This window comes from Thauera butanivorans NBRC 103042, from assembly GCF_001591165.1.
Classification (GTDB): domain Bacteria; phylum Pseudomonadota; class Gammaproteobacteria; order Burkholderiales; family Rhodocyclaceae; genus Thauera; species Thauera butanivorans.
The window spans coordinates 31100-51202 of sequence record NZ_BCUG01000004.1 but is presented as its reverse complement, the minus strand read 5'-3'; the positions used below and the strand labels follow the sequence as shown (position 1 = coordinate 51202).

General features: G+C 66.3%; 21 protein-coding genes. 5 read left to right on the top strand and 16 right to left on the bottom strand.

Going from position 1 to position 20103, the window contains the following annotated elements; all coding sequences use genetic code 11:
- Positions 1-30: 30 nt before the first annotated feature.
- The 3 genes from prpF to prpC form a co-directional block, all read right to left on the bottom strand.
- Complete coding sequence (gene prpF / locus TBU01S_RS02500; protein WP_068635064.1) at positions 31-1230, bottom strand: 2-methylaconitate cis-trans isomerase PrpF; 1200 nt, start codon at positions 1228-1230, stop codon at positions 31-33.
- A gap of 92 nt (positions 1231-1322) precedes the next feature.
- A complete protein-coding gene (acnD, locus tag TBU01S_RS02495) occupies positions 1323-3944 on the bottom strand; it encodes a Fe/S-dependent 2-methylisocitrate dehydratase AcnD (protein ID WP_068635063.1) in 2622 nt (873 codons plus the stop codon).
- 169 nt (positions 3945-4113) lie between these two features.
- Positions 4114-5271: a bifunctional 2-methylcitrate synthase/citrate synthase gene (prpC, locus tag TBU01S_RS02490; RefSeq protein WP_068635062.1), complete on the bottom strand. Its 1158-nt coding sequence runs from the start codon at positions 5269-5271 to the stop codon at positions 4114-4116.
- 325 nt (positions 5272-5596) lie between these two features.
- Between prpC and TBU01S_RS02485 the strand changes: the two genes are divergently transcribed.
- From TBU01S_RS02485 to TBU01S_RS02470, 4 genes are all read left to right on the top strand, one after another.
- A complete protein-coding gene (locus TBU01S_RS02485; protein ID WP_068635061.1) occupies positions 5597-7078 on the top strand; it encodes a short-chain fatty acyl-CoA regulator family protein in 1482 nt (493 codons plus the stop codon).
- A gap of 168 nt (positions 7079-7246) precedes the next feature.
- Positions 7247-7729 carry a peroxiredoxin gene (locus tag TBU01S_RS02480; RefSeq protein WP_068635060.1) on the top strand — a complete coding sequence of 161 codons (483 nt, stop codon included), beginning with the start codon at positions 7247-7249 and terminating at the stop codon, positions 7727-7729.
- Entirely contained in the window at positions 7719-8204 is a 486-nt protein-coding gene (locus TBU01S_RS02475; protein WP_068635059.1) for an FKBP-type peptidyl-prolyl cis-trans isomerase, read from the top strand. The genes TBU01S_RS02480 and TBU01S_RS02475 overlap by 11 nt, the downstream gene beginning before the upstream one ends.
- Before the next feature lie 95 nt (positions 8205-8299).
- On the top strand, positions 8300-10360 hold the full coding sequence (locus tag TBU01S_RS02470) for an ABC transporter ATP-binding protein (RefSeq protein ID WP_068635058.1): 2061 nt from the start codon (positions 8300-8302) through the stop codon (positions 10358-10360).
- 257 nt (positions 10361-10617) lie between these two features.
- Here TBU01S_RS02470 and TBU01S_RS02465 read toward each other — a convergent pair whose 3' ends face one another.
- Together TBU01S_RS02465 and gloB are read right to left on the bottom strand one after the other, a co-directional pair.
- A complete protein-coding gene (locus TBU01S_RS02465; RefSeq protein WP_088178824.1) occupies positions 10618-12087 on the bottom strand; it encodes a transglycosylase SLT domain-containing protein in 1470 nt (489 codons plus the stop codon).
- A gap of 73 nt (positions 12088-12160) precedes the next feature.
- Complete coding sequence (gloB, locus tag TBU01S_RS02460) at positions 12161-12934, bottom strand: hydroxyacylglutathione hydrolase (protein WP_068635057.1); 774 nt, start codon at positions 12932-12934, stop codon at positions 12161-12163.
- A gap of 27 nt (positions 12935-12961) precedes the next feature.
- Between gloB and TBU01S_RS02455 the strand changes: the two genes are divergently transcribed.
- The gene (locus tag TBU01S_RS02455; RefSeq protein WP_068635184.1) at positions 12962-13690 is read left to right on the top strand and encodes a class I SAM-dependent methyltransferase; all 729 of its coding nucleotides are present in this window, start codon (positions 12962-12964) and stop codon (positions 13688-13690) included.
- Positions 13691-13725: 35 nt separating this feature from the next.
- On the opposite strand, the gene TBU01S_RS02450 is transcribed toward TBU01S_RS02455, so the two are convergent.
- From TBU01S_RS02450 to TBU01S_RS02405, 11 genes are read right to left on the bottom strand one after another with little or no spacing between them, the layout of a single operon-like run.
- Positions 13726-14553, bottom strand: a complete 828-nt coding sequence (locus TBU01S_RS02450; protein WP_217999542.1) for a tyrosine-type recombinase/integrase — start codon at positions 14551-14553, stop codon at positions 13726-13728.
- A gap of 49 nt (positions 14554-14602) precedes the next feature.
- Positions 14603-14851 (bottom strand): DUF4224 domain-containing protein, encoded by a 249-nt coding sequence (locus tag TBU01S_RS22875; RefSeq protein ID WP_157659079.1) that lies wholly within the window; start codon positions 14849-14851, stop codon positions 14603-14605.
- A gap of 28 nt (positions 14852-14879) precedes the next feature.
- Positions 14880-15542, bottom strand: a complete 663-nt coding sequence (locus TBU01S_RS02445; RefSeq protein WP_068635055.1) for a 3'-5' exonuclease — start codon at positions 15540-15542, stop codon at positions 14880-14882.
- Positions 15539-17419, bottom strand: coding sequence for a ParB/RepB/Spo0J family partition protein (locus TBU01S_RS02440; RefSeq protein ID WP_068635054.1), 1881 nt, complete (start codon positions 17417-17419; stop codon positions 15539-15541). Before TBU01S_RS02440 ends, TBU01S_RS02445 begins: the two co-directional genes overlap by 4 nt.
- A 5-nt stretch (positions 17420-17424) precedes the next feature.
- Positions 17425-17766 carry a hypothetical protein gene (locus TBU01S_RS02435; RefSeq protein WP_088178822.1) on the bottom strand — a complete coding sequence of 114 codons (342 nt, stop codon included), beginning with the start codon at positions 17764-17766 and terminating at the stop codon, positions 17425-17427.
- Positions 17756-18349 (bottom strand): HNH endonuclease signature motif containing protein, encoded by a 594-nt coding sequence (locus TBU01S_RS02430; RefSeq protein WP_068635053.1) that lies wholly within the window; start codon positions 18347-18349, stop codon positions 17756-17758. The genes TBU01S_RS02435 and TBU01S_RS02430 overlap by 11 nt, the downstream gene beginning before the upstream one ends.
- Positions 18346-18822, bottom strand: a complete 477-nt coding sequence (locus TBU01S_RS24430) for a four helix bundle protein (RefSeq protein ID WP_217999541.1) — start codon at positions 18820-18822, stop codon at positions 18346-18348. The genes TBU01S_RS02430 and TBU01S_RS24430 overlap by 4 nt, the downstream gene beginning before the upstream one ends.
- Before the next feature lies 1 nt (position 18823).
- Complete coding sequence (locus TBU01S_RS02420) at positions 18824-19207, bottom strand: Lcl C-terminal domain-containing protein (RefSeq protein WP_068635052.1); 384 nt, start codon at positions 19205-19207, stop codon at positions 18824-18826.
- Positions 19204-19596: an Lcl C-terminal domain-containing protein gene (locus tag TBU01S_RS02415; protein WP_083953421.1), complete on the bottom strand. Its 393-nt coding sequence runs from the start codon at positions 19594-19596 to the stop codon at positions 19204-19206. The genes TBU01S_RS02420 and TBU01S_RS02415 overlap by 4 nt, the downstream gene beginning before the upstream one ends.
- Before the next feature lie 43 nt (positions 19597-19639).
- On the bottom strand, positions 19640-19846 hold the full coding sequence (locus tag TBU01S_RS02410) for a hypothetical protein (protein WP_068635051.1): 207 nt from the start codon (positions 19844-19846) through the stop codon (positions 19640-19642).
- A 6-nt stretch (positions 19847-19852) separates the two neighbouring features.
- A complete protein-coding gene (locus tag TBU01S_RS02405; RefSeq protein ID WP_157659078.1) occupies positions 19853-20053 on the bottom strand; it encodes a hypothetical protein in 201 nt (66 codons plus the stop codon).
- Between the last annotated feature and the right edge of the window lie 50 nt (positions 20054-20103).

The following is a 20103-nucleotide window of genomic DNA, read 5'->3' as shown; positions in this document are numbered from 1 at the left end:
TCTCCTTGTTCGGGGGCTGTGTTCGAGGGGTCAGAAAGCGTCGCCGGGCACGCGCACCCAGCCTTCCATCAGCACGCGCGCGCTGCGGCTCATGATGGCCTTGGTGACGGTCCATTGACCGTCGACCAGCCGTGCCTCGGCGCCGACGCGCAGCGTGCCGGACGGATGGCCGAAACGGACCGAGGTGCGCTCGCCGCCGCCGGCGGCGAGGTTGACCAGCGTGCCGGGAATCGCCGCGGCAGTGCCGATGGCGACTGCCGCGGTGCCCATCATCGCGTGGTGCAGCTTGCCCATCGACAGCGCGCGCACCAGCAGGTCGACCTCGCCGGCCGTGACCGTCTTGCCGCTGGAGGCCGCGTAGTCCTTGGGCTTCGAGACGAAGGCGATCTTGGGCGTGTGCTGGCGGGTGGCGGCTTCCGCCGGCGTCTTGATCAGGCCCATGCGCAGCGCGCCGGCGATGCGGATGGCCTCGAAGCGCGCCAGCGCCTCCGGGTCGCCGTTGATGTCCTCACGCAGCTCGGTGCCCTGGTAGCCGATGTCTTCGGCATTGACGAAAATGGTCGGGATGCCGGCGTTGATCATCGTCACCTTGAGCGTGCCCGCGTTTGCCACGCTTTCGGGCACTTCGAGGTCGTCGACCAGATTGCCGGTGGGGAACATCGATCCGCCTTCGTCACCGTCGTCGGACGGATCGAGGAATTCCAGCACGATCTCGGCGGCCGGGAAGGTGACGCCGTCCAGCTCGAAGTCGCCGGTTTCCTGCACCTGGCCGCCGGTGACCGGCACGTGGGCGATGATGGTCTTGCCGATGTTGGCCTGCCAGATGCGCACCACGCAGACGCCGTTTGCGGGAATGCGCGCCGGGTCGACAAGCCCCGCGTGGATGGCGAAGGCGCCTGCGGCAGTGGACAGGTTTCCGCAGTTGCCGGACCAATCCACGAAGGGCTTGTCGATCGAGACCTGGCCGTACAGGTAATCCACGTCGTGCTCAGGCCGGCTGCTCTTGGACAGGATCACGCACTTGCTGGTGCTGGAGGTGGCGCCGCCCATGCCGTCGATCTGCGCGGCATAGGGATCGGGGCTGCCGATGACGCGCATGAACAGCCTGTCGCGGGCCTCGCCCGGCGCCTGGCAGCGCTCGGGCAGGTCCTGCAGGCGGAAGAACACGCCCTTGCTGGTGCCGCCACGCATGTAGGTAGCGGGGATCTTGACTTGCGCTGCATGGGCCATGTGCGGGGCTCCTGTCAGGCCGCCGTGTCCGGCGGCGGTGTGTGGGATGCGCAGGAAGCGTGCCGGGGCGCCGCTTCCCGCTCCTTGCTGCGTCAGACCGTCCCTTCCAGGAAGTCCTTGGCGAAGCGCTGCAGCACGCCACCTGCTTCATATACCGAAACTTCCTCGTCCGAATCCAGCCGGCAGGTGACCGGCACCCGCAGGGTTTCGCCGTTCCAGCGGTGGATCAGCAGCGTCAGTTCGGCGCGCGGCTGCAGTTCGCCTTCCACATCGTACGTCTCGGTGCCGTCGAGTTGCAGCGTCAGGCGGTTGCTGCCCGGCTTGAATTCGAGCGGCAGCACGCCCATGCCGATCAGGTTGGTGCGGTGGATGCGCTCGAAGCCTTCGGCCACCACCGTTTCCACGCCTGCCAGGCGCACGCCCTTGGCCGCCCAGTCGCGGCTGGAGCCCTGGCCGTAGTCGGCGCCGGCGATGATGATCAGCGGCTGGCGGCGGCTCAGGTAGGTCTCGATCGCTTCCCACATGCGCATGACCTGGCCTTCCGGTTCGACGCGCGCCAGCGAGCCGCGCTTGACCTGCCCGTCGACCACGGCCATTTCATTGACCAGTTGCGGGTTGGCGAAAGTGGCGCGCATCGCGGTCAGGTGATCGCCGCGATGGGTGGCGTAGGAGTTGAAGTCTTCCTCCGGCAGGCCCATCTTCGCCAGGTATTCGCCCGCCGCGCTGCTCGCCAGGATGGCGTTGGACGGCGACAGGTGGTCGGTGGTGATGTTGTCCGGCAGGATCGCCAGCGGGCGCATGCCTTTCAGCGTGCGCGGATTGGCGGCCAGCGCGCCGACGCCTTCGGTGTCCCAGTAGGGCGGGCGGCGGATGTAGGTCGACATCGGACGCCAGTCGTACTGTGGCGACACGCGTTCGCCGTCGTCGCGGCGGATGGCGAACATCGGCTCATACACGGCGCGGAACTGCTCGGGCTTGACCGCCTTGGCGACGATCTCGTCGATTTCCTCGTCGCTCGGCCAGATGTCCTTCAGCCGGATCGGATTGCCATCGACGACGGCTAGCACGTCCTGCTCGATATCGAAGCGCACGGTGCCGGCGATCGCGTAGGCCACCACCAGCGGCGGCGAGGCCAGGAAGGCCTGCTTGGCATAGGGGTGGATGCGACCGTCGAAGTTGCGGTTGCCCGACAGCACGGCGGTGGCGTAGAGGTCGCGGTCGATGATCTCCCGCTGGATCTTCGGATCGAGCGCGCCGGACATGCCGTTGCAGGTGGTGCAGGCGAAGGCGACGATGCCGAAGCCGAGCTTCTCGAGGTCGCCGAGCAGGCCGGCTTCCTTCAGGTACAGCTCGACCGCCTTGGAGCCGGGGGCCAGCGAGGACTTGACCCAGGGCTTGCGCGTCAGGCCCAGCTTGTTGGCATTGCGCGCCAGCAGCGCGGCGGCGATGACGTTGCGCGGGTTGCTGGTGTTGGTGCACGAGGTGATCGCGGCGATGATCACCGCGCCGTCGGGCATCAGGCCCTGGGCCTCTTCTTCCTTGCCGGCGGCGAGCTTGACTGGGTCGGCAATGCCGCGTTCCCGCAGGGCGGACACCGGCAGGCGGCGGTGCGGGTTCGACGGGCCGGCCATGTTGCGCACCACGGTAGACAGGTCGAATCCCAGCACGCGCTCGTATTCGGCGGTCTGCAGCGCGCTGCTCCAGATGCCGGCCTGTCTGGCGTAGGTTTCGACCAGCCTGAGCTGTTCCGGGCTGCGGTCGGTCAGCTTCAGGTAGGCGATGGTCTGCTGGTCGATGAAGAACAGCGCGGCGGTGGCGCCGTATTCGGGGCACATGTTGGAGATCGTCGAGCGGTCGCCGATCGACAGGCTGTCGGCGCCTTCGCCGAAGAACTCGACGTAGGCGCCGACGACTTTCTCCTTGCGCAGGAATTCGGTCAGCGCCAGGGCGATGTCGGTAGCAGTGATGCCGGGCTGGCGCTTGCCGGCCAGCCTGACGCCGACGATGTCGGGCAGGCGCATCCACGACGCGCGGCCCAGCATCACGTTCTCGGCTTCCAGGCCGCCGACGCCGATGGCGATCACGCCCAGTGCATCGACGTGCGGCGTGTGGCTGTCGGTGCCCACACAGGTGTCGGGGAAGGCGACGCCGTCCTGTACGTAGACCACCGGCGACATCTTCTCCAGGTTGATCTGGTGCATGATGCCGTTGCCCGCCGGGATCACATCGACGTTGGCGAAGGCCTTCTTCGTCCACTCGATGAAGTGGAAGCGGTCCTCGTTGCGGCGATCCTCGATCTCGCGGTTCTTGCGGAAGGCGTCGGGGTCAAAACCGCCGCATTCCACCGCCAGCGAGTGGTCGACGATCAGCTGCACCGGCACTACCGGGTTCACCGCCGCCGGGTCGCCGCCGGCCGAAGCGATGGCGTCGCGCAGGCCGGCCAAGTCGACCAGCGCGGTCTGGCCGAGGATGTCGTGGCAAACCACGCGCACCGGAAACCAGGGGAAGTCGATCTCGCGCTTGCGCGCGATCAGCTGCGAAAGACAGGTGTCGATGATGGCCGGATCGGCCTTGCGCACGATGTTCTCGGCATGGATGCGGGCAGTGTACGGCAGCTTGTCCCAGGCGCCGGGCTGGATGGCATCGACCGCTGCGCGGGCGTCGAAATAGTCCAGCGAAGTGCCGGGCAGGGGTTTGCGATGGGCTGTATTCATGAGTGCTGGGCGGCCGGGGCCGGCTCGAAAGAAGTTGTCGCGAGCGTCGATGCGGACGAAAAGGGCGCGGCGGGCAGTCCGCCGCACGCGCCGGGGCGCCGTGTGTGGCGGCCGTGTTGCCTTGACAGGAGGGGGACCACGGCCGCCACGGCGCTCGGTGGTGCGCTCCTCAGTGGCGCGACTCGAGGGGCACGAAGGGCTGGTCGTCGGGGCCGACGTAGTTGGCGCTCGGACGGATGATCTTGTTGTCGATGCGCTGCTCGATGATGTGCGCCGCCCAGCCGCTGGTGCGGGCGATGACGAACAGCGGGGTGAACATCGCCGTCGGCACGCCCATCATGTGATAGCTGACCGCGCTGAACCAGTCGAGGTTGGGGAACATCTGCTTCACTTCCCGCATCACCTGTTCCAGGCGCCCGGCGATGTCGTACATCTTGGTCGAGCCGGCTTCATCCGACAGACGCTTGGCGACACCCTTGATGACCACGTTGCGCGGATCGCTGACGGTATAGACAGGGTGGCCGAAGCCGATCACGACTTCCTTGTTGCCGACGCGGCGGCGGATGTCGGCCTCGGCCTCGTCCGGGTTGTCGTAGCGCTTCTGGATCTCGAACGCCACCTCGTTGGCGCCGCCGTGCTTGGGGCCGCGCAGCGCACCGATGGCGCCAGCGATCGCCGAATACATGTCGCTGCCGGTGCCGGCGATGACGCGGGCGGTGAAGGTCGAGGCGTTGAACTCGTGTTCGGCGTACAGGTTCAGCGACGTGTGCATCGCGCGCACCCAGCTTGCCGGCGGCGTTTCGCCGTGCAGCAGGTGCAGGAAGTGAGCACCGATCGAGTCGTCGTCGGTCTCGACTTCGATGCGCTGGCCCTTGGTCGACCAGTGATACCAGTACAGCAGCATCGAGCCGAGCGAAGCCAGCAGGCGGTCGGCGATGTCGCGCGCGCCGGGGGTGTTGTGGTCGTCCTTCTCCGGCAGCACACAGCCGAGCGCCGACACGCCGGTGCGCATCACGTCCATCGGATGAGCGGAGGCGGGCAGGCGCTCGAGCGCTTCCTTGACGCTGGCGGGCAGGCCACGCATGGCCTTCAGCTTCGCCTTGTAGGCGCGCAGTTCGGCCTTGGTCGGCAGCTTGCCATGCACCAGCAGGTGGGCGACTTCCTCGAATTCGCATTGTTCGGCGAGGTCGAGGATGTCGTAGCCGCGGTAGTGCAGGTCGTTGCCGCTTCTGCCGACGGTGCACAAGGCGGTGTTGCCGGCGGTGACGCCGGACAGGGCGACCGATTTCTTCGTCTTCGGCGCGGTCTCGGTGGTAGCAGTGCTCATGCAGGTCTCCTTCGGTGGATGGGCACGGGCGGGAGGGCCGCCGGTGTCGATGGAGCGCACTATACGCAGCGAGAAAATTGCGTAAATGACTGAAAAGGCGAGGTTTTGCGAAGCGATATGAGTGAATTTGCAAAGCCTGCGAAGATCTTGGCCGGCCACTGCCGCGGCTGGAGGCGTTCACGAGGCGAAGGGTGTGGCTTGACGATGATTTGCAAGAATACGCAGCAAAAAAGTAATATAAGTTATTGATTTTGTGTATTTTGTAAATTTATCAGGCCTGACTTGCAAATTTTGCGAATCAATTGGCCTTGTTATCGGAGCCAGCATGAAAAAGACCTTCATGGGCCCGCGCTTGCGCCGGCTGCGCGAGGAGCGCGGCCTGACCCAGGTGGCGCTGGCGCGGACGCTGGAGATCTCGCCCAGTTATCTGAACCAGATCGAGCAGAACCAGCGTCCGCTCACCGTGCAGGTGCTGCTGAAGATCAGCGCTGCGCTGGACGTGGATGTGCAGCGCTTTTCAGATGACGACGAGGCTCGGCTGATCACCGATCTGCGTGAAGTGCTCGGCAGCGGCGCGCTCGGCGCGATGCTGGACGAACCGGTGTCGCTGGCCGACGTCCGCGAACTGGCCGCCGGCATGCCCGCCATCGGCCGCGCCCTGATCGCGCTCGACCGGCGCTGCCGCGAGGCCGAGGAGCGCGTCGATGCGCTCGCCACCCGCCTGGGCGAGGACCGCGGCGCGGTGGCCGGTGCACCGCCGATGCCTTACGAGGAAGTGCGCGACTTCTTCTACGCCCGCCACAACCACGTCGCCGAGCTGGACGATCTCGCCGAGCGCCTGTTCGGGGCCTGGTCGCTGCAGCCGGGCGACGTCGCTGCCGGGCTGGCGGCGCGGCTGGCGAAGGTGCATGGCGTGCGCGTGGTGCGAGACGACGCCGGCTTCGGCGAGGAGGGCCACGAGGACGGCCCGCTGCGTGCGTTCGATCCGGTGGCGCGCGTGCTGAGCCTGTCGCCGCTGCTCGAACCCGGCCAGCAGGCTTTCCAGATGGCGACCCAGCTCGCCTTTCTGGAGGCGGGGGAGGAGATCGATCGCATCGCCGCCGAGGCACCGTTCCGCAGCGACGAGGCCAGGGTGCTGGCGCGCATCGGACTGGCCAACTACTTCGCCGGCGCACTGGTGCTTCCCTACGGCCGCTTCGTGGCTGCGGCGGAGCGGCTGCGCTACGACATCGATCGCCTCGGCCGGCGCTTCGGTGTCGGCTTCGAGACCGTCTGCCACCGCCTGTCCACGCTGCAGCGGCCGGATGCGCGCGGCGTGCCTTTCTTCTTCGTGCGGGTGGATCGCGCCGGCAACATCTCCAAGCGCCAGTCGGCGACCGATTTCCACTTCTCCCGCGTCGGCGGCACCTGTCCGCTGTGGAACGTGTACGAAGCCTTCGCGCGGCCGGGCCACATCCTGACCCAGCTCGCCGCGATGCCCGACGGCCGCACCTATTTGTGGATCGCGCGCTGCGTGTCGCACAGCCGCGGCGGCTACGGCGTACCGGAAAAGAGCTTCGCCATCGGCCTGGGCTGCGACCTGCGCCACGCTTCGCGGCTGGTCTACGCCAAGGGGCTCAAGCTCGACGACCCCGAGGCGCCGACACCGATCGGCGCCGGCTGCAAGGTGTGCGAACGCCCCTCCTGTCCGCAGCGGGCCTTTCCGCCGGTGGGCGGCGGCCTGGCGATCGACGAGAACCGCAGCCGCTTCGAGCCTTATGCCGCGGTGGTACGCAGCGGCGTGCGCAGGGTACAGGTGCGCGGATAGTGGAACTTGTTTGTGGCCGGACGCCGCGTGCGCATCTATTATTCCGGTTACAGAAAAACAGAGAGGGAGTGAGCCATGTTGGTCCAGCCCCACCCGGAATCCCAGCCCGGCCCCGGTAGAGTTCGCCGGGGGTCTCGGCTAGAATCCGCCTCACGTCAGGGAGAGCCCATGCTGCAAAGCGGAGATACCGCGCCCCCGTTTTCCTTGCCCGATGCGGACATGGAGGTCTTCGACCTCGCATCCTTGCAGGGCAAGCATCATGTGGTTCTTTATTTCTATCCCCGCGACCGGACGCCGAGCTGCACGCTGCAGGCCGCAGATTTCAGCGATCACGAGGACGATTTTGCCCGCCACGGCTGCATCGTGGTCGGCGTGAGTCCTGACGACTGCCTGACGCACGCCGATTTCCGCGACGAGGAAGGCCTGTCGATCCGGCTGCTGTCGGATGCCGACAAGGAGGTCTGTCGCCTGTACGGCGTATGGCAGCAGAAGGAAGTCGATGGCATCAAGAAGACGGGCGTGCGGCGCTCGACCTTCATCATCGACAAACGGGGCGTGATCCGCCATGCGCTCTATGATGTAGCACCCCGTGGCCACGCGGCTGCGGTTTTTGAACTGGTCAAGAAACTGGAAGCCGACAATGCAGAATGAAATCGTGAAAAATAGCGTCGTGACGCTCAACTACACCGTCCGCGACACGGACGGCGCCGTCATCGACGATGGCCAGCACCCGCTGGTGTATCTGCACGGCGGATACGACGGCATCTTCCCGGTGCTGGAAGAAACCCTGCACGGCAAGAAGGTCGGTGAAAGCTTCCAGGTCAAGCTGCAGCCGGAAGACGCCTTCGGCGACTACGACGAGGAACTGATCCTGGTCGAGGACGCCAAGCTGTTTCCGGACAATATCGAAGTCGGCATGAGCTTCGAGCGCACCTCCGACGACGGTGAGGACGACGTCATCTACCGCATCACCGACATCGCCGACGGCAAGGTCGTGGTCGACGGCAACCATCCGCTGGCCGGTGTCGCGCTGGTGTTCGAGGTCACCGTCGCCGAAGTGCGTGCCGCCACCGCCGAGGAAGTCTCCCACGGCCACGTTCATGGCGCGGGCGGACATCACCACTGATCGTGCCCAGGCCGCGCAAGCGGCCTTTTTTCAGTCTCTTTTCTGTTGCGCTCCGGGGCTGCCGCAGTTCCGGACATAGCCAGACAACGCCAGCAATGAACCTTTCCGCGCCAGCCGCGGCTTCTTCCGGCGGTGCCGTTCCGCTTCTGTCCGTCTCCGGGCTCGCCGTCGCCATCGACCGCGGTGGCGCCGTCGCGGCGCGGCCGGTCGACGGCGTGGATCTGGCGATCGCCGCAGGCGAGACCTTCGCGCTGCTCGGCGAATCGGGCTGCGGCAAATCGATTACCGCGCTCGCGCTGACGCGGCTGCTGCCCGACGGCGGCCGCATCGAGCGCGGCGAGATCCGCCTGGGCGGCGAAGACCTGCTGCGCCTGCCGGAGTCGGTGATGCGCAGCGTGCGCGGCGGGCGCATCGGCATGATCTTCCAGGAGCCCTCGACCAGCCTGAATCCGGTGATGACGGTCGGTGCCCAGATCGCCGAGGCGCTGGCGCAGCATGGGGTGAACGGCGTGCGGGCCGAAGCGGAAGCCTGTCGCCTGCTCGAAGCGGTCGGCATTCCCGATCCGGCACGGCGGCTGCGCGATTTCCCGTTCCAGTTCTCCGGCGGCATGAAGCAGCGCGTGATGATCGCGATGGCGCTCGCCGGACAGCCGCAGCTGCTGATCGCCGACGAGCCGACGACGGCGCTCGACGTCACCGTCCAGGCCCAGGTGCTGGACCTGCTGGTGAAGATCCAGGCCGAGCGCGGCATGGGCATGCTGCTGATCACGCACGATCTCGGCGTGGTGGCGCGCATGGCGCACCGGGTCGGCGTGATGTACGCGGGCGAACTGGTCGAGACCGGGCCGCGTGAAGCCTTCTTCCACGCACCGCTGCATCCATACTCGCGCAAGCTGTTCGCCGCCTTGCCGGGCGCGGCGAAGCGGGGCGCGCCGCTGGATGCGCCCAGCGGCGCCGTGCCGACGCTGGACCGGGATTTTCCGGGTTGCCGCTTCGCCGAACGCTGCGCGCTGGCCTTCGATCGCTGTGACGACGAGTCGCCGGCCTGGCACCGCATCGGCGAGCAGGCGGTGCGCTGCCATCTGTACGAAGGCGTGGCCGTGCCGCATCACCGGCCTGCCGGCGTGCAGCCGGAGGCCGCGCCATGGCGCGCGCGCCCGGCTGCGCCGGTGCTGGAAGTGCAGGATCTCAGCGTCCATTTCCCGGTGCGCAAAGGGCTGCTGCGGCGTACGGTCGGGCATGTCCGCGCGGTCGACGGCGTCAGCCTGAGCCTCGCACCCGGGCGGACGCTGGCGCTGGTCGGCGAATCGGGCTGCGGCAAGACCACGGTCGGCAAGGCCGCGCTGAAGCTGATCGAGCCGACCGCCGGCGAGCTCTTCCTCGGCGGCGAGAACATCAGCGCGCACCGCGGCGAAGCGCTGCGGGCCATGCGCCGGGTGGTGCAGATGGTGTTCCAGGATCCGTTCGCGTCGCTCAATCCGCGCATGCGCGTCGGCGACATCATCGAGGAGGGCATGGCCAGCCTCGGCGTCGAAGCCGATTCGAATGCCCGCCGCGCACGCGTCGATGAACTGCTCGAACGCGTCGGCCTGTCGGCCGACATGCGCTGGCGCTACCCCCACGAGTTTTCCGGCGGCCAGCGCCAGCGCATCGCGGTAGCGCGCGCGCTGGCGGTGTCGCCGCAGGTGATCATCTGCGACGAGCCGACCAGCGCGCTCGACGTGTCGGTGCAGGCGCAACTGCTGAACCTGATGCGCGAGCTGCAGGCCGAGCGTGGCCTGGCCTACCTGTTCATCACCCACAACCTGGCGGTGGTCGAATACCTGGCAGACGACGTGGCGGTGATGTACCTCGGGCGCATCGTCGAGCAGGGGCCGGCCGACAAGGTGCTGCGCGCGCCGGCCCATCCCTATACGCGCGCCTTGCTCGCCGCGGTGCCGAGGATCGGCGAGGAGCACAGGGAAATGAGCGGCAAGGGTGGCGATGCGGCGCCGGTCGCGAGCGACCTGCCTTCGCCGCTGAACCCGCCGGCGGGCTGCCACTTCCATCCGCGCTGCCCGCACGCGACCGAAGTCTGCCGCATCAGCTACCCGCCGGTGACCGAGTTCGGCCAGGGCCACCGTTTCCGCTGCCACTGGCCGCGGCTGGGAGATTGAGCAGGAAGGCAACTAGGCAGGGGGCCAGAGTGCAGCGGAACCCACCGCGCCACGCTTGAGGCGATGGGTTTCGCCTTCGGCTCTTCCCATCCTGCGCTCGCTGGGGGATTGAGCAGGGCAGTCTGGCGGCGAGATGGGGCGGGCCGCATCGGTAGATGCCGAAGGCGAAATCCGCCATCTCGAGAGCGAGCGCAGCGATGTCGGGTTTTGCTGCGCTGGCTACGCGGCCCGACCTACGCGGCCCGACCCATCCACACCTAGTTCCTGGCGGGCGCTTTGGCCTTGGCGGCGGGTTTGCTTGCCTGCTTCGGCGCTGCCGGCTTGGCGGTGGTCTTTCCGGTGCTCTTCGCCGTGCTGGTTTGGGGCGCCTTTTTCGCGGCGGGTTTCGAGGCTTTCTTGGGGGCTGCTTTCGGCGCGGCCTTCTTTGCGCCCGGCTTCGCCGGGGCCGCGGCCTTTTTCGATCCGCCCGCCGTTGTGCGCACGGCGGCAGGCGCTTTGAGCCCGCCTCCCGAACCGCCGATCTTCAAGCCCTGCTGGCGTGCCGCTGCAGCGGCGAAGGGCAGCATGCTGCTGACCTGCAAGGCGCCGTCCGGGTCGATGCCGCTGGGCACCAGCAGGGTATGTCCTGCGCTCACGGCATTGCCGGAGAGACCGTTGATCTGGCGCAGCTCGGTCACGCTCAGATCATGCCGGGCGGCGATCTGCTCCAGCCGCTCGCCCTTTTCGACGGTGTGCAGACTCCAGCCCTTGCCGCTGCGCTTCAATTCGTCCAGGCCTTCGCGCAATTGGCGCGCACGGTCGGTGGGAACGATGAAGGCCTGGCCCGGCATCGTCGTCACCGGGCGGTTGAAGCCGGGATTCAGGGCGAGGAACTCGTCGAGCGGCATGCCCGACAGTGTCGCGGCGGTGGCGAGGTCGACGCCGATCGGCGCATCGACCGAAACGAAGTGCATCTCGTTGGCGACGTAGGGCAGTTCGAAATGGAACAGCTCCGGCTCGGAGACGATGTTCTTGATCGCCTGCAGCTTGGGCACGTAGTTGCGCGTTTCGTCCGGCATGCGCAGGTGGCTGTATTCCAGCGGCAGGCCTTCCTCGGCATTGCGCTTCAGCGCACGCTGAACCGAGCCTTCGCCCCAGTTGTAGGAAGCCAGCGCCAGATGCCAGTCGCCGTGCATCTCGTAGATGTACTGCAGGTAGTCGAGCGCGGCATTGGTCGAGGCGATGACGTCGCGCCGCTCGTCCACCCAGTTGTCCTGCGTCAGGTTGTACTGCTTGCCGGTGGACGGGATGAACTGCCACAGGCCGGAGGCGTGGGCGCGGGAATAGGCAAGCGGGTTGTAGCTGCTCTCGACCATCGGCAGCAGCGCCAGCTCGGTGGGCATGCCGCGGCGTTCGAGTTCGTCGACGATGTAGTACAGATAGCGGCCGCCGCGCGAGAACACCTGCTTCAGGAAGCCCGGCCTGTTCAGGTAGAAGGCCTGCTGGTCGCCGACGCGCTCGCTGTCGAGGTCGGGCATGCCGAAGCCGCGGCGGATGCGATCCCAGATGTCGTTGGCGTCGCGGGTCAGATCGAGCGTGAGCACGCGCTCGGGCACGGCAATTTCGTCGACCTCGAGTGGAGCGGGCACCGCCTGCTGGGCATGCGCAGGCCCGCCGATGACGAGCAACCCGATGCAGGCGAGACTGGTCATGAAAGCGGAGATGCGGGCGGCGAACTGTCTGGGCATGATCGTGCGACTGCCTTGTGCCGCGGACGATGGAGCCCGCAAGTCTATCGACCGGCGGGACGGGGCGTCAATTTCAGAACGTATCCTTCCAGGCGCGCAGCGCGGCCAGGCATTCGATGGCGTCGGCAGGCCGCACGCCGGAATGGCCGGCAAGCACGTCGCGGATCTGTGCCTGGTCGCTGCGCAGGAAGGGATTGATCGCCTTTTCCAGCCCGATCGTGCTCGGCAGCGTGGGCCGGTTCGCAGCCCGTAGCGCCTGGCAGCGCTCGACGTAGGCGTCGCGTTCGGGGTTGTGCGGTTCGGCTGCACGTGCGAATGCGAGGTTGGACAAGGTGTATTCGTGCGTGCAGTACACCAGGGTGTCGTCGGGCAGGGCGGCGAACCTGGCCAGCGCGTCAGCCAGTTGCCGTGCACTGCCTTCGAACAGGCGGCCGCAGCCGGCCGAAAACAGCGTGTCGCCGCAGAACAGCGCGCGGGGCGGTGTGCCCCGGCTGACGTAGGCGATGTGGCCGGCGGTGTGGGCCGGGACGTCGAGCACGTCGAACTCTAGATCCAGCGCATCGATGCGCACCGTGTCGCCTTCGGCCACGGGATGATCGACGCCGTCGATGCGTTCGTTGAACGGGCCATGCACCGGCACCGGTGCGTGGGACAGCAGCGTGCCCAGGCCGCCGACGTGGTCGGCGTGGTGATGGGTGACGAGGATGGCGGCGAGCTGCAACCCTTCGCGTGCCAGGTAGTCCAGCACCGGTGCGGCATCGCCCGGATCGACCACGACTGCGTGGCGACCGTCGCGGATCAGCCAGATGTAGTTATCGCGGAAGGCGGGAAGAGGGATAATGTGCATCCGCCAATTGTGGAAGCCTGGTCGCCGATGTCAATGCCCGATCTCTCCGCGTGGCTGGAAACGCCGCCGGGGCAGTACCTGCTCGAATGGGAGCGAGCCGTGCTGGAGCGCATGGTGGCGGACATCTTCGGCTACAGGGCGGTGCAGATCGGCTTGCCCGGGCTGGATCTGCTGGCCGCCAACCGCATGCCTTTCCGCTTCGTCTGCGCCCGTACGGGGCCGGCGGCGGTGCTGGCGAACGAGTTCGAGCTGCCTTTCGCCAGCGCGAGCATCGATCTGGTGCTGATGCCGCACGTGCTGGAGTTTTCCGCCGATCCGCATCAGGTGCTGCGCGAGGTGGAGCGTGTGCTGGTGCCGGAAGGCAGCGTGGTGCTGAGCGGGCTGAATCCGATCAGCCTGTGGGGCTTGCGCCGCCTGGCGGCACGCAAGGACGGCGTGCCGCCGTGGCGCGGCCAGTACCGGCCGGCGATGCGGATCAAGGACTGGCTGAAGCTGCTCGGCTTCGAGGTGCTGGCGGTCGAATCCGGCTGCCATGTGCCGGCGCTGAACAGTGCGCCGTGGCTCGAACGCCTGCGCTGGATGGATCGCGCCGGCGCGCGCTGGTGGCCGTTGCTGGGCGGGGCTTATCTGATGCATGGGGTGAAGCGGGTGCAGGGCATGCGCCTGATCATGCCCAAATGGCGCGAACGCAAGGCGGCCGCGAAACGAGTTCCCGCCGTTGCCCAGCGCAACGGCGGCACGAGGAAAACGACATAGATGGAAGAAGTGGTTACATCAACCCCAGTAACAGCCTAGCTTTTGGCTCGTTTGTTTTGGACGTGTCCAATACTCGGACCATGGACGATCGTTACCCCGCGATCCCGGAGATAGCGCCTCGTCATCGAGGCGTCACGATGTCCGAGCAGGCGCTGGGGATCGATGCCCTGCATTTCCGCTTCCGTTCCTGACATCGCGCGTAGGTCGTGAATGTTGGCATCGGTAATTCCTGCTGCTTCGCGGGCCTTGCGCCACTGCGCCCAAATCGTGCCGTACTTTGGGGGGCCTCCGTTCAGGCCCGGAAGCAAATAGAGGCTTGCAACGTTCTTGTGCATTGCCTTGGCGCGCTCGACGGCCGCTGCAAGCTCGGGGTTCCAGGCGATGAGCATCCGCGCCCCCGTCTTCTGCTGCTCCACATAGAGACCGTCTGTACGGAGGTCTGCGCGCCTGATCGTCAGCACATCACCAATGCGCTGCCCAGTCAGGTAGCACAGGTCCATGATGACTGCGAGCAGCGGACCGGCCTGCGCTTTGATTGCCTCGAACTCTTCCAAGTCGACTCGGCGCGTGCGTGGGCGCATCTTCAGTCGCTCGACGCCGATGCATGGGTTGAACTCAACCAGTCCCGTGCGCAGCCCCCAGTTGAACACCATGCGCAGCACGACGAGTAGCCGATTTGCTGCAGCTGGACGGTCGTCCATGATTGAGAGGGCCTGGACAATATCGCGCTGCGTGACCTGCTGTGGCGCGAACTCGGTAAACATGTCCTGCAGCCTTCGGGCGGCGATACGGTACTGGGCGATCGTGTTCTGGGCTTTTCCCTTGAGGATCGACGGCATGGCTTGATCGATCAATTCCGGCATGCTGCCCTGTCGGCGCGCTTGGGCACGTGCATACTCGACCAGGGCGGTTTCAAGGTCTGCCCCGAGGCGATGCCACTTGCCGGCCTTGACCAGCCAATAAGCCCCGTGCCTCAGGTAAACGCAGGCGGGGAGGTGTCGGTCTTTCTTTCGCGGGCGCATGAATGTCGGCCTCGAATACGACCGGTGTTCCGTCCGGCCTCTGGCGATATGGAATATTGAGATGGTCGAGCATACGTCGTTGCGCGCTTGCTCGCACGCGCTGGGTAATCTCGACGATCTGATCGTGCGTCAGAATCATCAGGTCGCTCCTAGAAACAAGCTGCCGTTCATTCCAGGTGCATCGCCCGCAGGACGGCGCCGGGGCGGTGCTGTGCGGCGATGATCGATGCATGATCACGCTGTGGATACCATGTGACGATGCGGCCGTCCTCGTTCATGACTGCCCACCCGTCCGGCGGCCGAGGCGCGAGCATCTTGATAAGGTGCTGCGCCTGGCTGGTGGCGTCACTCAGGGCATTGTGGTGGGTGCCGAGGCGCTCCATCGGCACGTCGCGGTGCAGTGCCTTGACGGTGCGGTAGCACCGGTCGTTCCACCAGGCCCACGGCGGCTGCAAGCCTTGGCGGGCGTAGGCGCCGCGCAAGATGACGTTGTCGAAGCTGGCGCCATTCCCCCACATCTCGGTATCGTGCGCATGCTCGGCCACCCAGATGGCGAAGGACCGCAGCGCATCGCCGATGGTTACACCACCAGGGCGGCAGATCTCCTGCCGTGCTTCGTCACCCTGCTGCATCCACCAGGCGACGGTGCTGGCGTCGATCACGCCGCCGCCTTGCACGGCCGATTCGAGGGTGACCCTGTTGTAGTAGGCGGGGCCGATTTCGCCAGATGCGACGTCGAAGGCAACGGCGCCAATGGCCACGATGGCCGCGTCCGGGCCGTTGCCCATGGTTTCGAGGTCGAGCATCACGTTGCTGTAGATCTTGCTCATGCTCGGGCCTCCAGCATGTCGAGGGTGTTCGGGCAGCGGTACGCCGGTGGATCGTCGGTGGGTTGCCCCTTTCCTCCGGCCGCAGCGCGGCCGCTGGTCTTTGCCTTTGCCTTGCTTGCCGCGGCAGCGGCCTGTGTCTTGGGTTTCGCGGCGGTTTTCCCGCCCGCCGGCGCAGCCTGTTTCGCGCGCGTGGCGGGTTTTTTCTCCTTGCTCGCGTGGGTAGCTCCGCCTGCCGGCGCAGCCTTGGGTGGGGTAGAAGCGGGTTTCGTCGGCTTGGCATCAAGGCTTGCCCGAATCTCATCGGCATTCAGGCCGGCCCGATGCACGGCCGCCAGCAGGGGGAGGGGCGTGCTGATGTCCTCGATGTAGGTCGGAACGTCAAGCGTGCCAACCAGCGCGATATCCAGCAGCAGGGTGACCAGCGCCCGCTTGGCCAGGTCATCGATCATTCCAGTCACTGCGCTGATGCGCAGATAATCCGCACGCAGATAGTCCGGATTCTTGGTGAAGCGTTCGGCATCCGGCTCGCTTTCTGCCGGGGCTTCGGGGAAGTACATGCGCCCGATGACTTTCTGGGCGTCGTGATGCAGGCGTGCCCAGAACTGGCGGGCGATGAGCGAGAGATCGGCTTCATTGAGCACGTCGCCGTTGTTGTCGTGGGCGTCGGCGGCTTTCGCTACGTGGTGTGCGTCGAACAACGCCCGCCGGAACTGTTGTTCACTCTTGCGTGCCCGTTCTCTGGCCAGCTCGCGCGGGTTGCGGCTGCTGGTGCTGACGCGGATGCCGCTGGCCTTGAGTGCCTGGTCGAGGTCTTTCTTTGCAACGGCTGGCACCAACGTGCCGGCGCGCACGTCCTCGATCATCACGGTCGGCACGTCGTGCCCCTTGATCGCCTTGCGTGCGGTCGTTTCCTTGTCGCCGTAATAGCTCTTGTGATCCAGGGCCACGTAGTCATTGCCGATGCTGGCGCCGTAGATGCCGTGCGGCGCGATCTTCTTGGCGCTATCGCCGGTGATCACCTTGAATCCGGCCTCGCGGTGCAGTTCGGCCTGCTGTGCGATGTGGTTTGTTTTCTTGGTCGCGTAGCATGACGGGTCCGTGCAGACGTCTGCAGGGGTGTCCGGGTACAGTTCGGGCGTGTTGCCGGTGCGCTTGGGGCATGTGTTGCAGTCGCCCGCGGCGAGCCAGAGGAACGCGTTGTTCCGATCGAACGGTGCTTTGTTCAGATCGAGCGTGTAGCGGTCCTGGATGTGCCGGGCGGCGTTGCGGTAGCTCATCGGGCCGTTCCAGCCCTCGAGGATGGCCTTGGCCGCCTCTTCCTGCAGCGCCGGCACGGGGATGCGGGCGATCAGCAGCGCACGGCTGGCATCCAGCTCGCCGGCGCGGTAGCGCTCGCGCACCGCTTCGCACAGCGCAGTCAGCTTCAGCCGGCCGTAGATGTACGCCCGGCTCTTGCCGACCTTCTCGGCGAGTTGGTCGGCGGTATAGCCGTGGTCACGCATCATCAGCTGGTAGCCTTCGGCCTCTTCGAGCTCTGTCACGTCACGCCGTTGCAGGTTCTCGACGATCTGCGCTTCCAGCACCTGGCGGGTGTTCAGCGGCCGTACCAGGGCGGGGATGCTCGCCAGGCCGGCAAGCTGTGCAGCCCGATACCGGCGCTCACCGGCAACGATTTCGTAGGTGGGGCGGTCGTCGCGCCCCTCGGGCGTGGGGTAGTCGTCCGGCCACAGCCGCACCAGGATCGGCTGCATCACGCCTTGTTCGCGGATCGATGCGGCCAGGTCGTCGAGGTCGGTAAAGGTCTTGCGCGGATTGGTCGGGCTCGGTGCGAGCCGCTGCAGCTCGATCTCGGCAAACGGCGAAATGGTCTGTTCCATGGCGCTTACCTCATCATGTGGCGCGTCACGGTGGCGCCGTGGGCCTGTGTCACGGTCTTGGTGCCATGCTTTGTGGGGCTCGTCGTGGCAGCGGCCGGCAACAGGGCATCTTCACGCTCGGCCGGCGGGGCGGGCTCCTCAGGTGCAGGAAGGGCGCCCATGAAGCCCGTGCCGCGGCCGCGCGTGATGCGCATGTGCTCCAGCTCGACCTTGGCGGTGTTGATGATCGTCTGCGAGATTTCGCCCACGGCCTTGGCCCGGTCGACGGGCATGGGGTTCTCCGGGTCGTTGAGACGCTGCAGGGTGTCGAACAAGACCGAGCGAAGTGCGGTGATGTCATTGTTCATGGCTGCTCCTTTCGATGTAGGTGAGTTTTCGGGAGAGTTGCCGCTTCAGATCCGCGACTTGCTTCAGATCGGGCGGCAGGCGGTGCACGGTGTTGCGCCGCATCAACTCGGCGCGGGTGATCAGTTCGAGGTTGTTGATGTCGAGGTTCAGGCGGTCGCCGTCGCGGAAGACCAACGCATGGCCGGGCGGCACGGTTCCGCCGTGCATGCGCCACACCAGGTGATGGATGTGCACGTAGTCGCGGCGTGTGACGCCGGTGTCGGCGGTCTTGCGCTGCAGATAGCCGTCCTTGGTGACGCGGGTGTGGCCGATCGGGTGCCAGGTGTGGGGGCGGTTCCCTTTCTTGAATCGGGTGGCCTTGCCGCCGATGTCGAGGCCCTGCATGCCCTTGTTCCAGGTGGTGTGGCCCGCGCGGAACTGGCCGCTGTTGGTGCTTTTTCGCAAGCCCAGGGCCGTGATGCGATTCCTGACCGCGCTGCGCGTGCGCCCCAGGTGTCGAGCCACCGCGCTGGCCGACAGCTCGGTGTAGAGGCGGCGCAGCGCATCATCGTCGGCGGCGCTCCAGGGGCGGCTGGCGCTCATGATGCCCTCCGGTATGTCTTGGTCAGCGCGTAGTTGACGCTGTGTCCGCGATCGCGGACTGTATTGCCGAGCAGTGCGCGATCGTGGTGGCTGCGAGTGGCCTGGCCGAGCAGGCCGAAATAGCTGTTTGCTGTGGCGAGGAGGTCTTCCGGTGCTGCTTCGGCCGTGCGGCGGATGGCCTCGGCCACGGTGCGGCGCCGGGTGTGACGGCGGTGGGGCTTGATGACCTGGCCGACAAAATCCACACCGCGCTCGATCAGCCCCTCGATGTGCGGCGCCTTCTCGCGGGCGACGTTCGCCCGGAAAACAAGGGTGGTGATCTCGACGGCCTCGTCGCGAAGCTTGGTGCCAATCGACGTTTTGAAGTCGCGCGGCATGTTGCGTGCGAGATCCGTGATGGCGTCGAGCAGCGAGTAAGCCGCGCGATAGATCGGAAGTTGGGTGTGGTGTGCCATGCCGATGGAAAGGGTCAAATTACTGAATGATCAATCTGCGGACGGCTCGGGCGCGGAGCGGGAGGTGGCGGTGGTAGCCGAGCTGGCGGCCGTGGTCGAAGTGCTGGTACCAGGCGAAGTCCGGGGCGGACTCGTGCCGCGGGGCGGCCCAGTAGGCAGCCTTTTCAAACTGATCCTTGAGGTTCGCGAACAGCAGAGCTTGTTCGCTTCGGGTCGGCAGATCGCCGCCGATGCTTGCGGCCCATTCGGTGGCGGCTTCGTGGGTGACGTCGTTGGCGCTGCCCGGCAGCAGGATCAGGTGGTAGCTGTGTTCGGGCTTCTGGTCGAGCACGATGCCGGCGTAGTGTTCGCCCGGCTGCAAGACGATCGCGGCTTTGATGTCATTGAGGGTGATGGCGCTCATTGGGCAGCCTCCAAGGAATTGGTGAATGATTGAATAGGCAATCTGCGGACGGCTCGGGCGCGGAGCAGGTCGTCGCGGTGGCTGTCGCTCTGGCCGCCGTAGTAGAAGTTCTGGTACCAGGCGTAGTCCGGGTCGGACTCGTGCCGCTCGGCACTCCAATAGTCGTCGCGCTCGAACTGGTCGCGTGCATGAGCAAACAGCAAGGCTTGCTCGTGGCGGTTGGGCAGTTCCCCGCAGATGCTGGTCGCCCACTCGGCGGCGGCGTCGTGGGTGACGTCTTCGACGTCGCCCGGCAGCAGGATCAGGTGGTAGGGCGCGTGTCCGGTGATCTGGATGATGGCGATGGGAATCTCGCCCTCTGCAAGGGCAGGGGAGGTGGTGTTTTCCATGGGGACCTCGTGAATGGCGCCGGCATTGCCCGCCGGCAATGGGCTAGTGAAAGTTGGTGACCTTGCACACCAGGCGGTAGAGGCCGTCGACGCTGCCGCGCTTGCCGAGGAATGCATTTCCGGTGGCTGTGCGGCGATACAGCAGATAGGCGGTGCTGGTACGTAGGGTCTTTTCGACGACGAACAGGCCGTAGTCGCGGGCGATGGTCTTGGCGTCCTTGAACTTCTGCAGGTCGGAGTACTGGCGCATGGCGGCTTATCCGTTGATGGCCTGCTCGGCAACCTGCAGGCCGGTTTCGAAAACCATGTCGGCGACAGATTCATCGTCCAAGCCGCTGTGGTCGCGACAATGGGCAAGCAGTCGCTCCAGGCGATCGGCCTGGACGGGGGTCAGGCACACGGTGACGGGTATCAAGTCGTCATCGCGGGGTACGAGCGGGGTGGGGATCAGGCTCATGTCACACATCCCAGGATCACGAGCCCGGCGATTGCCAGGCAGATCACGTA

Excerpts from the sequence above, each read along its gene's own strand:
- TBU01S_RS02405 (WP_157659078.1), bottom strand. The coding sequence starts at position 20,053 with ATGAGCCTGATCCCCACCCCGCTCGTACCCCGCGATGACGACTTGATA.
- prpF (WP_068635064.1), bottom strand. The coding sequence starts at position 1,230 with ATGGCCCATGCAGCGCAAGTCAAGATCCCCGCTACCTACATGCGTGGC.
- gloB (WP_068635057.1), bottom strand. The coding sequence starts at position 12,934 with ATGCACATTATCCCTCTTCCCGCCTTCCGCGATAACTACATCTGGCTG.
- TBU01S_RS02485 (WP_068635061.1), top strand. The coding sequence starts at position 5,597 with ATGAAAAAGACCTTCATGGGCCCGCGCTTGCGCCGGCTGCGCGAGGAG.
- TBU01S_RS02455 (WP_068635184.1), top strand. The coding sequence starts at position 12,962 with ATGTCAATGCCCGATCTCTCCGCGTGGCTGGAAACGCCGCCGGGGCAG.
- TBU01S_RS02420 (WP_068635052.1), bottom strand. The coding sequence starts at position 19,207 with ATGAGCGCCATCACCCTCAATGACATCAAAGCCGCGATCGTCTTGCAG.
- TBU01S_RS02475 (WP_068635059.1), top strand. The coding sequence starts at position 7,719 with ATGCAGAATGAAATCGTGAAAAATAGCGTCGTGACGCTCAACTACACC.
- TBU01S_RS02465 (WP_088178824.1), bottom strand. The coding sequence starts at position 12,087 with ATGCCCAGACAGTTCGCCGCCCGCATCTCCGCTTTCATGACCAGTCTC.
- TBU01S_RS02440 (WP_068635054.1), bottom strand. The coding sequence starts at position 17,419 with ATGGAACAGACCATTTCGCCGTTTGCCGAGATCGAGCTGCAGCGGCTC.
- TBU01S_RS02480 (WP_068635060.1), top strand. The coding sequence starts at position 7,247 with ATGCTGCAAAGCGGAGATACCGCGCCCCCGTTTTCCTTGCCCGATGCG.
- TBU01S_RS02430 (WP_068635053.1), bottom strand. The coding sequence starts at position 18,349 with ATGAGCGCCAGCCGCCCCTGGAGCGCCGCCGACGATGATGCGCTGCGC.
- TBU01S_RS02435 (WP_088178822.1), bottom strand. The coding sequence starts at position 17,766 with ATGAACAATGACATCACCGCACTTCGCTCGGTCTTGTTCGACACCCTG.
- acnD (WP_068635063.1), bottom strand. The coding sequence starts at position 3,944 with ATGAATACAGCCCATCGCAAACCCCTGCCCGGCACTTCGCTGGACTAT.
- prpC (WP_068635062.1), bottom strand. The coding sequence starts at position 5,271 with ATGAGCACTGCTACCACCGAGACCGCGCCGAAGACGAAGAAATCGGTC.
- TBU01S_RS02415 (WP_083953421.1), bottom strand. The coding sequence starts at position 19,596 with ATGGAAAACACCACCTCCCCTGCCCTTGCAGAGGGCGAGATTCCCATC.
- TBU01S_RS02450 (WP_217999542.1), bottom strand. The coding sequence starts at position 14,553 with ATGCCGGAATTGATCGATCAAGCCATGCCGTCGATCCTCAAGGGAAAA.
- TBU01S_RS22875 (WP_157659079.1), bottom strand. The coding sequence starts at position 14,851 with ATGATTCTGACGCACGATCAGATCGTCGAGATTACCCAGCGCGTGCGA.
- TBU01S_RS02470 (WP_068635058.1), top strand. The coding sequence starts at position 8,300 with ATGAACCTTTCCGCGCCAGCCGCGGCTTCTTCCGGCGGTGCCGTTCCG.
- TBU01S_RS02445 (WP_068635055.1), bottom strand. The coding sequence starts at position 15,542 with ATGAGCAAGATCTACAGCAACGTGATGCTCGACCTCGAAACCATGGGC.
- TBU01S_RS02410 (WP_068635051.1), bottom strand. The coding sequence starts at position 19,846 with ATGCGCCAGTACTCCGACCTGCAGAAGTTCAAGGACGCCAAGACCATC.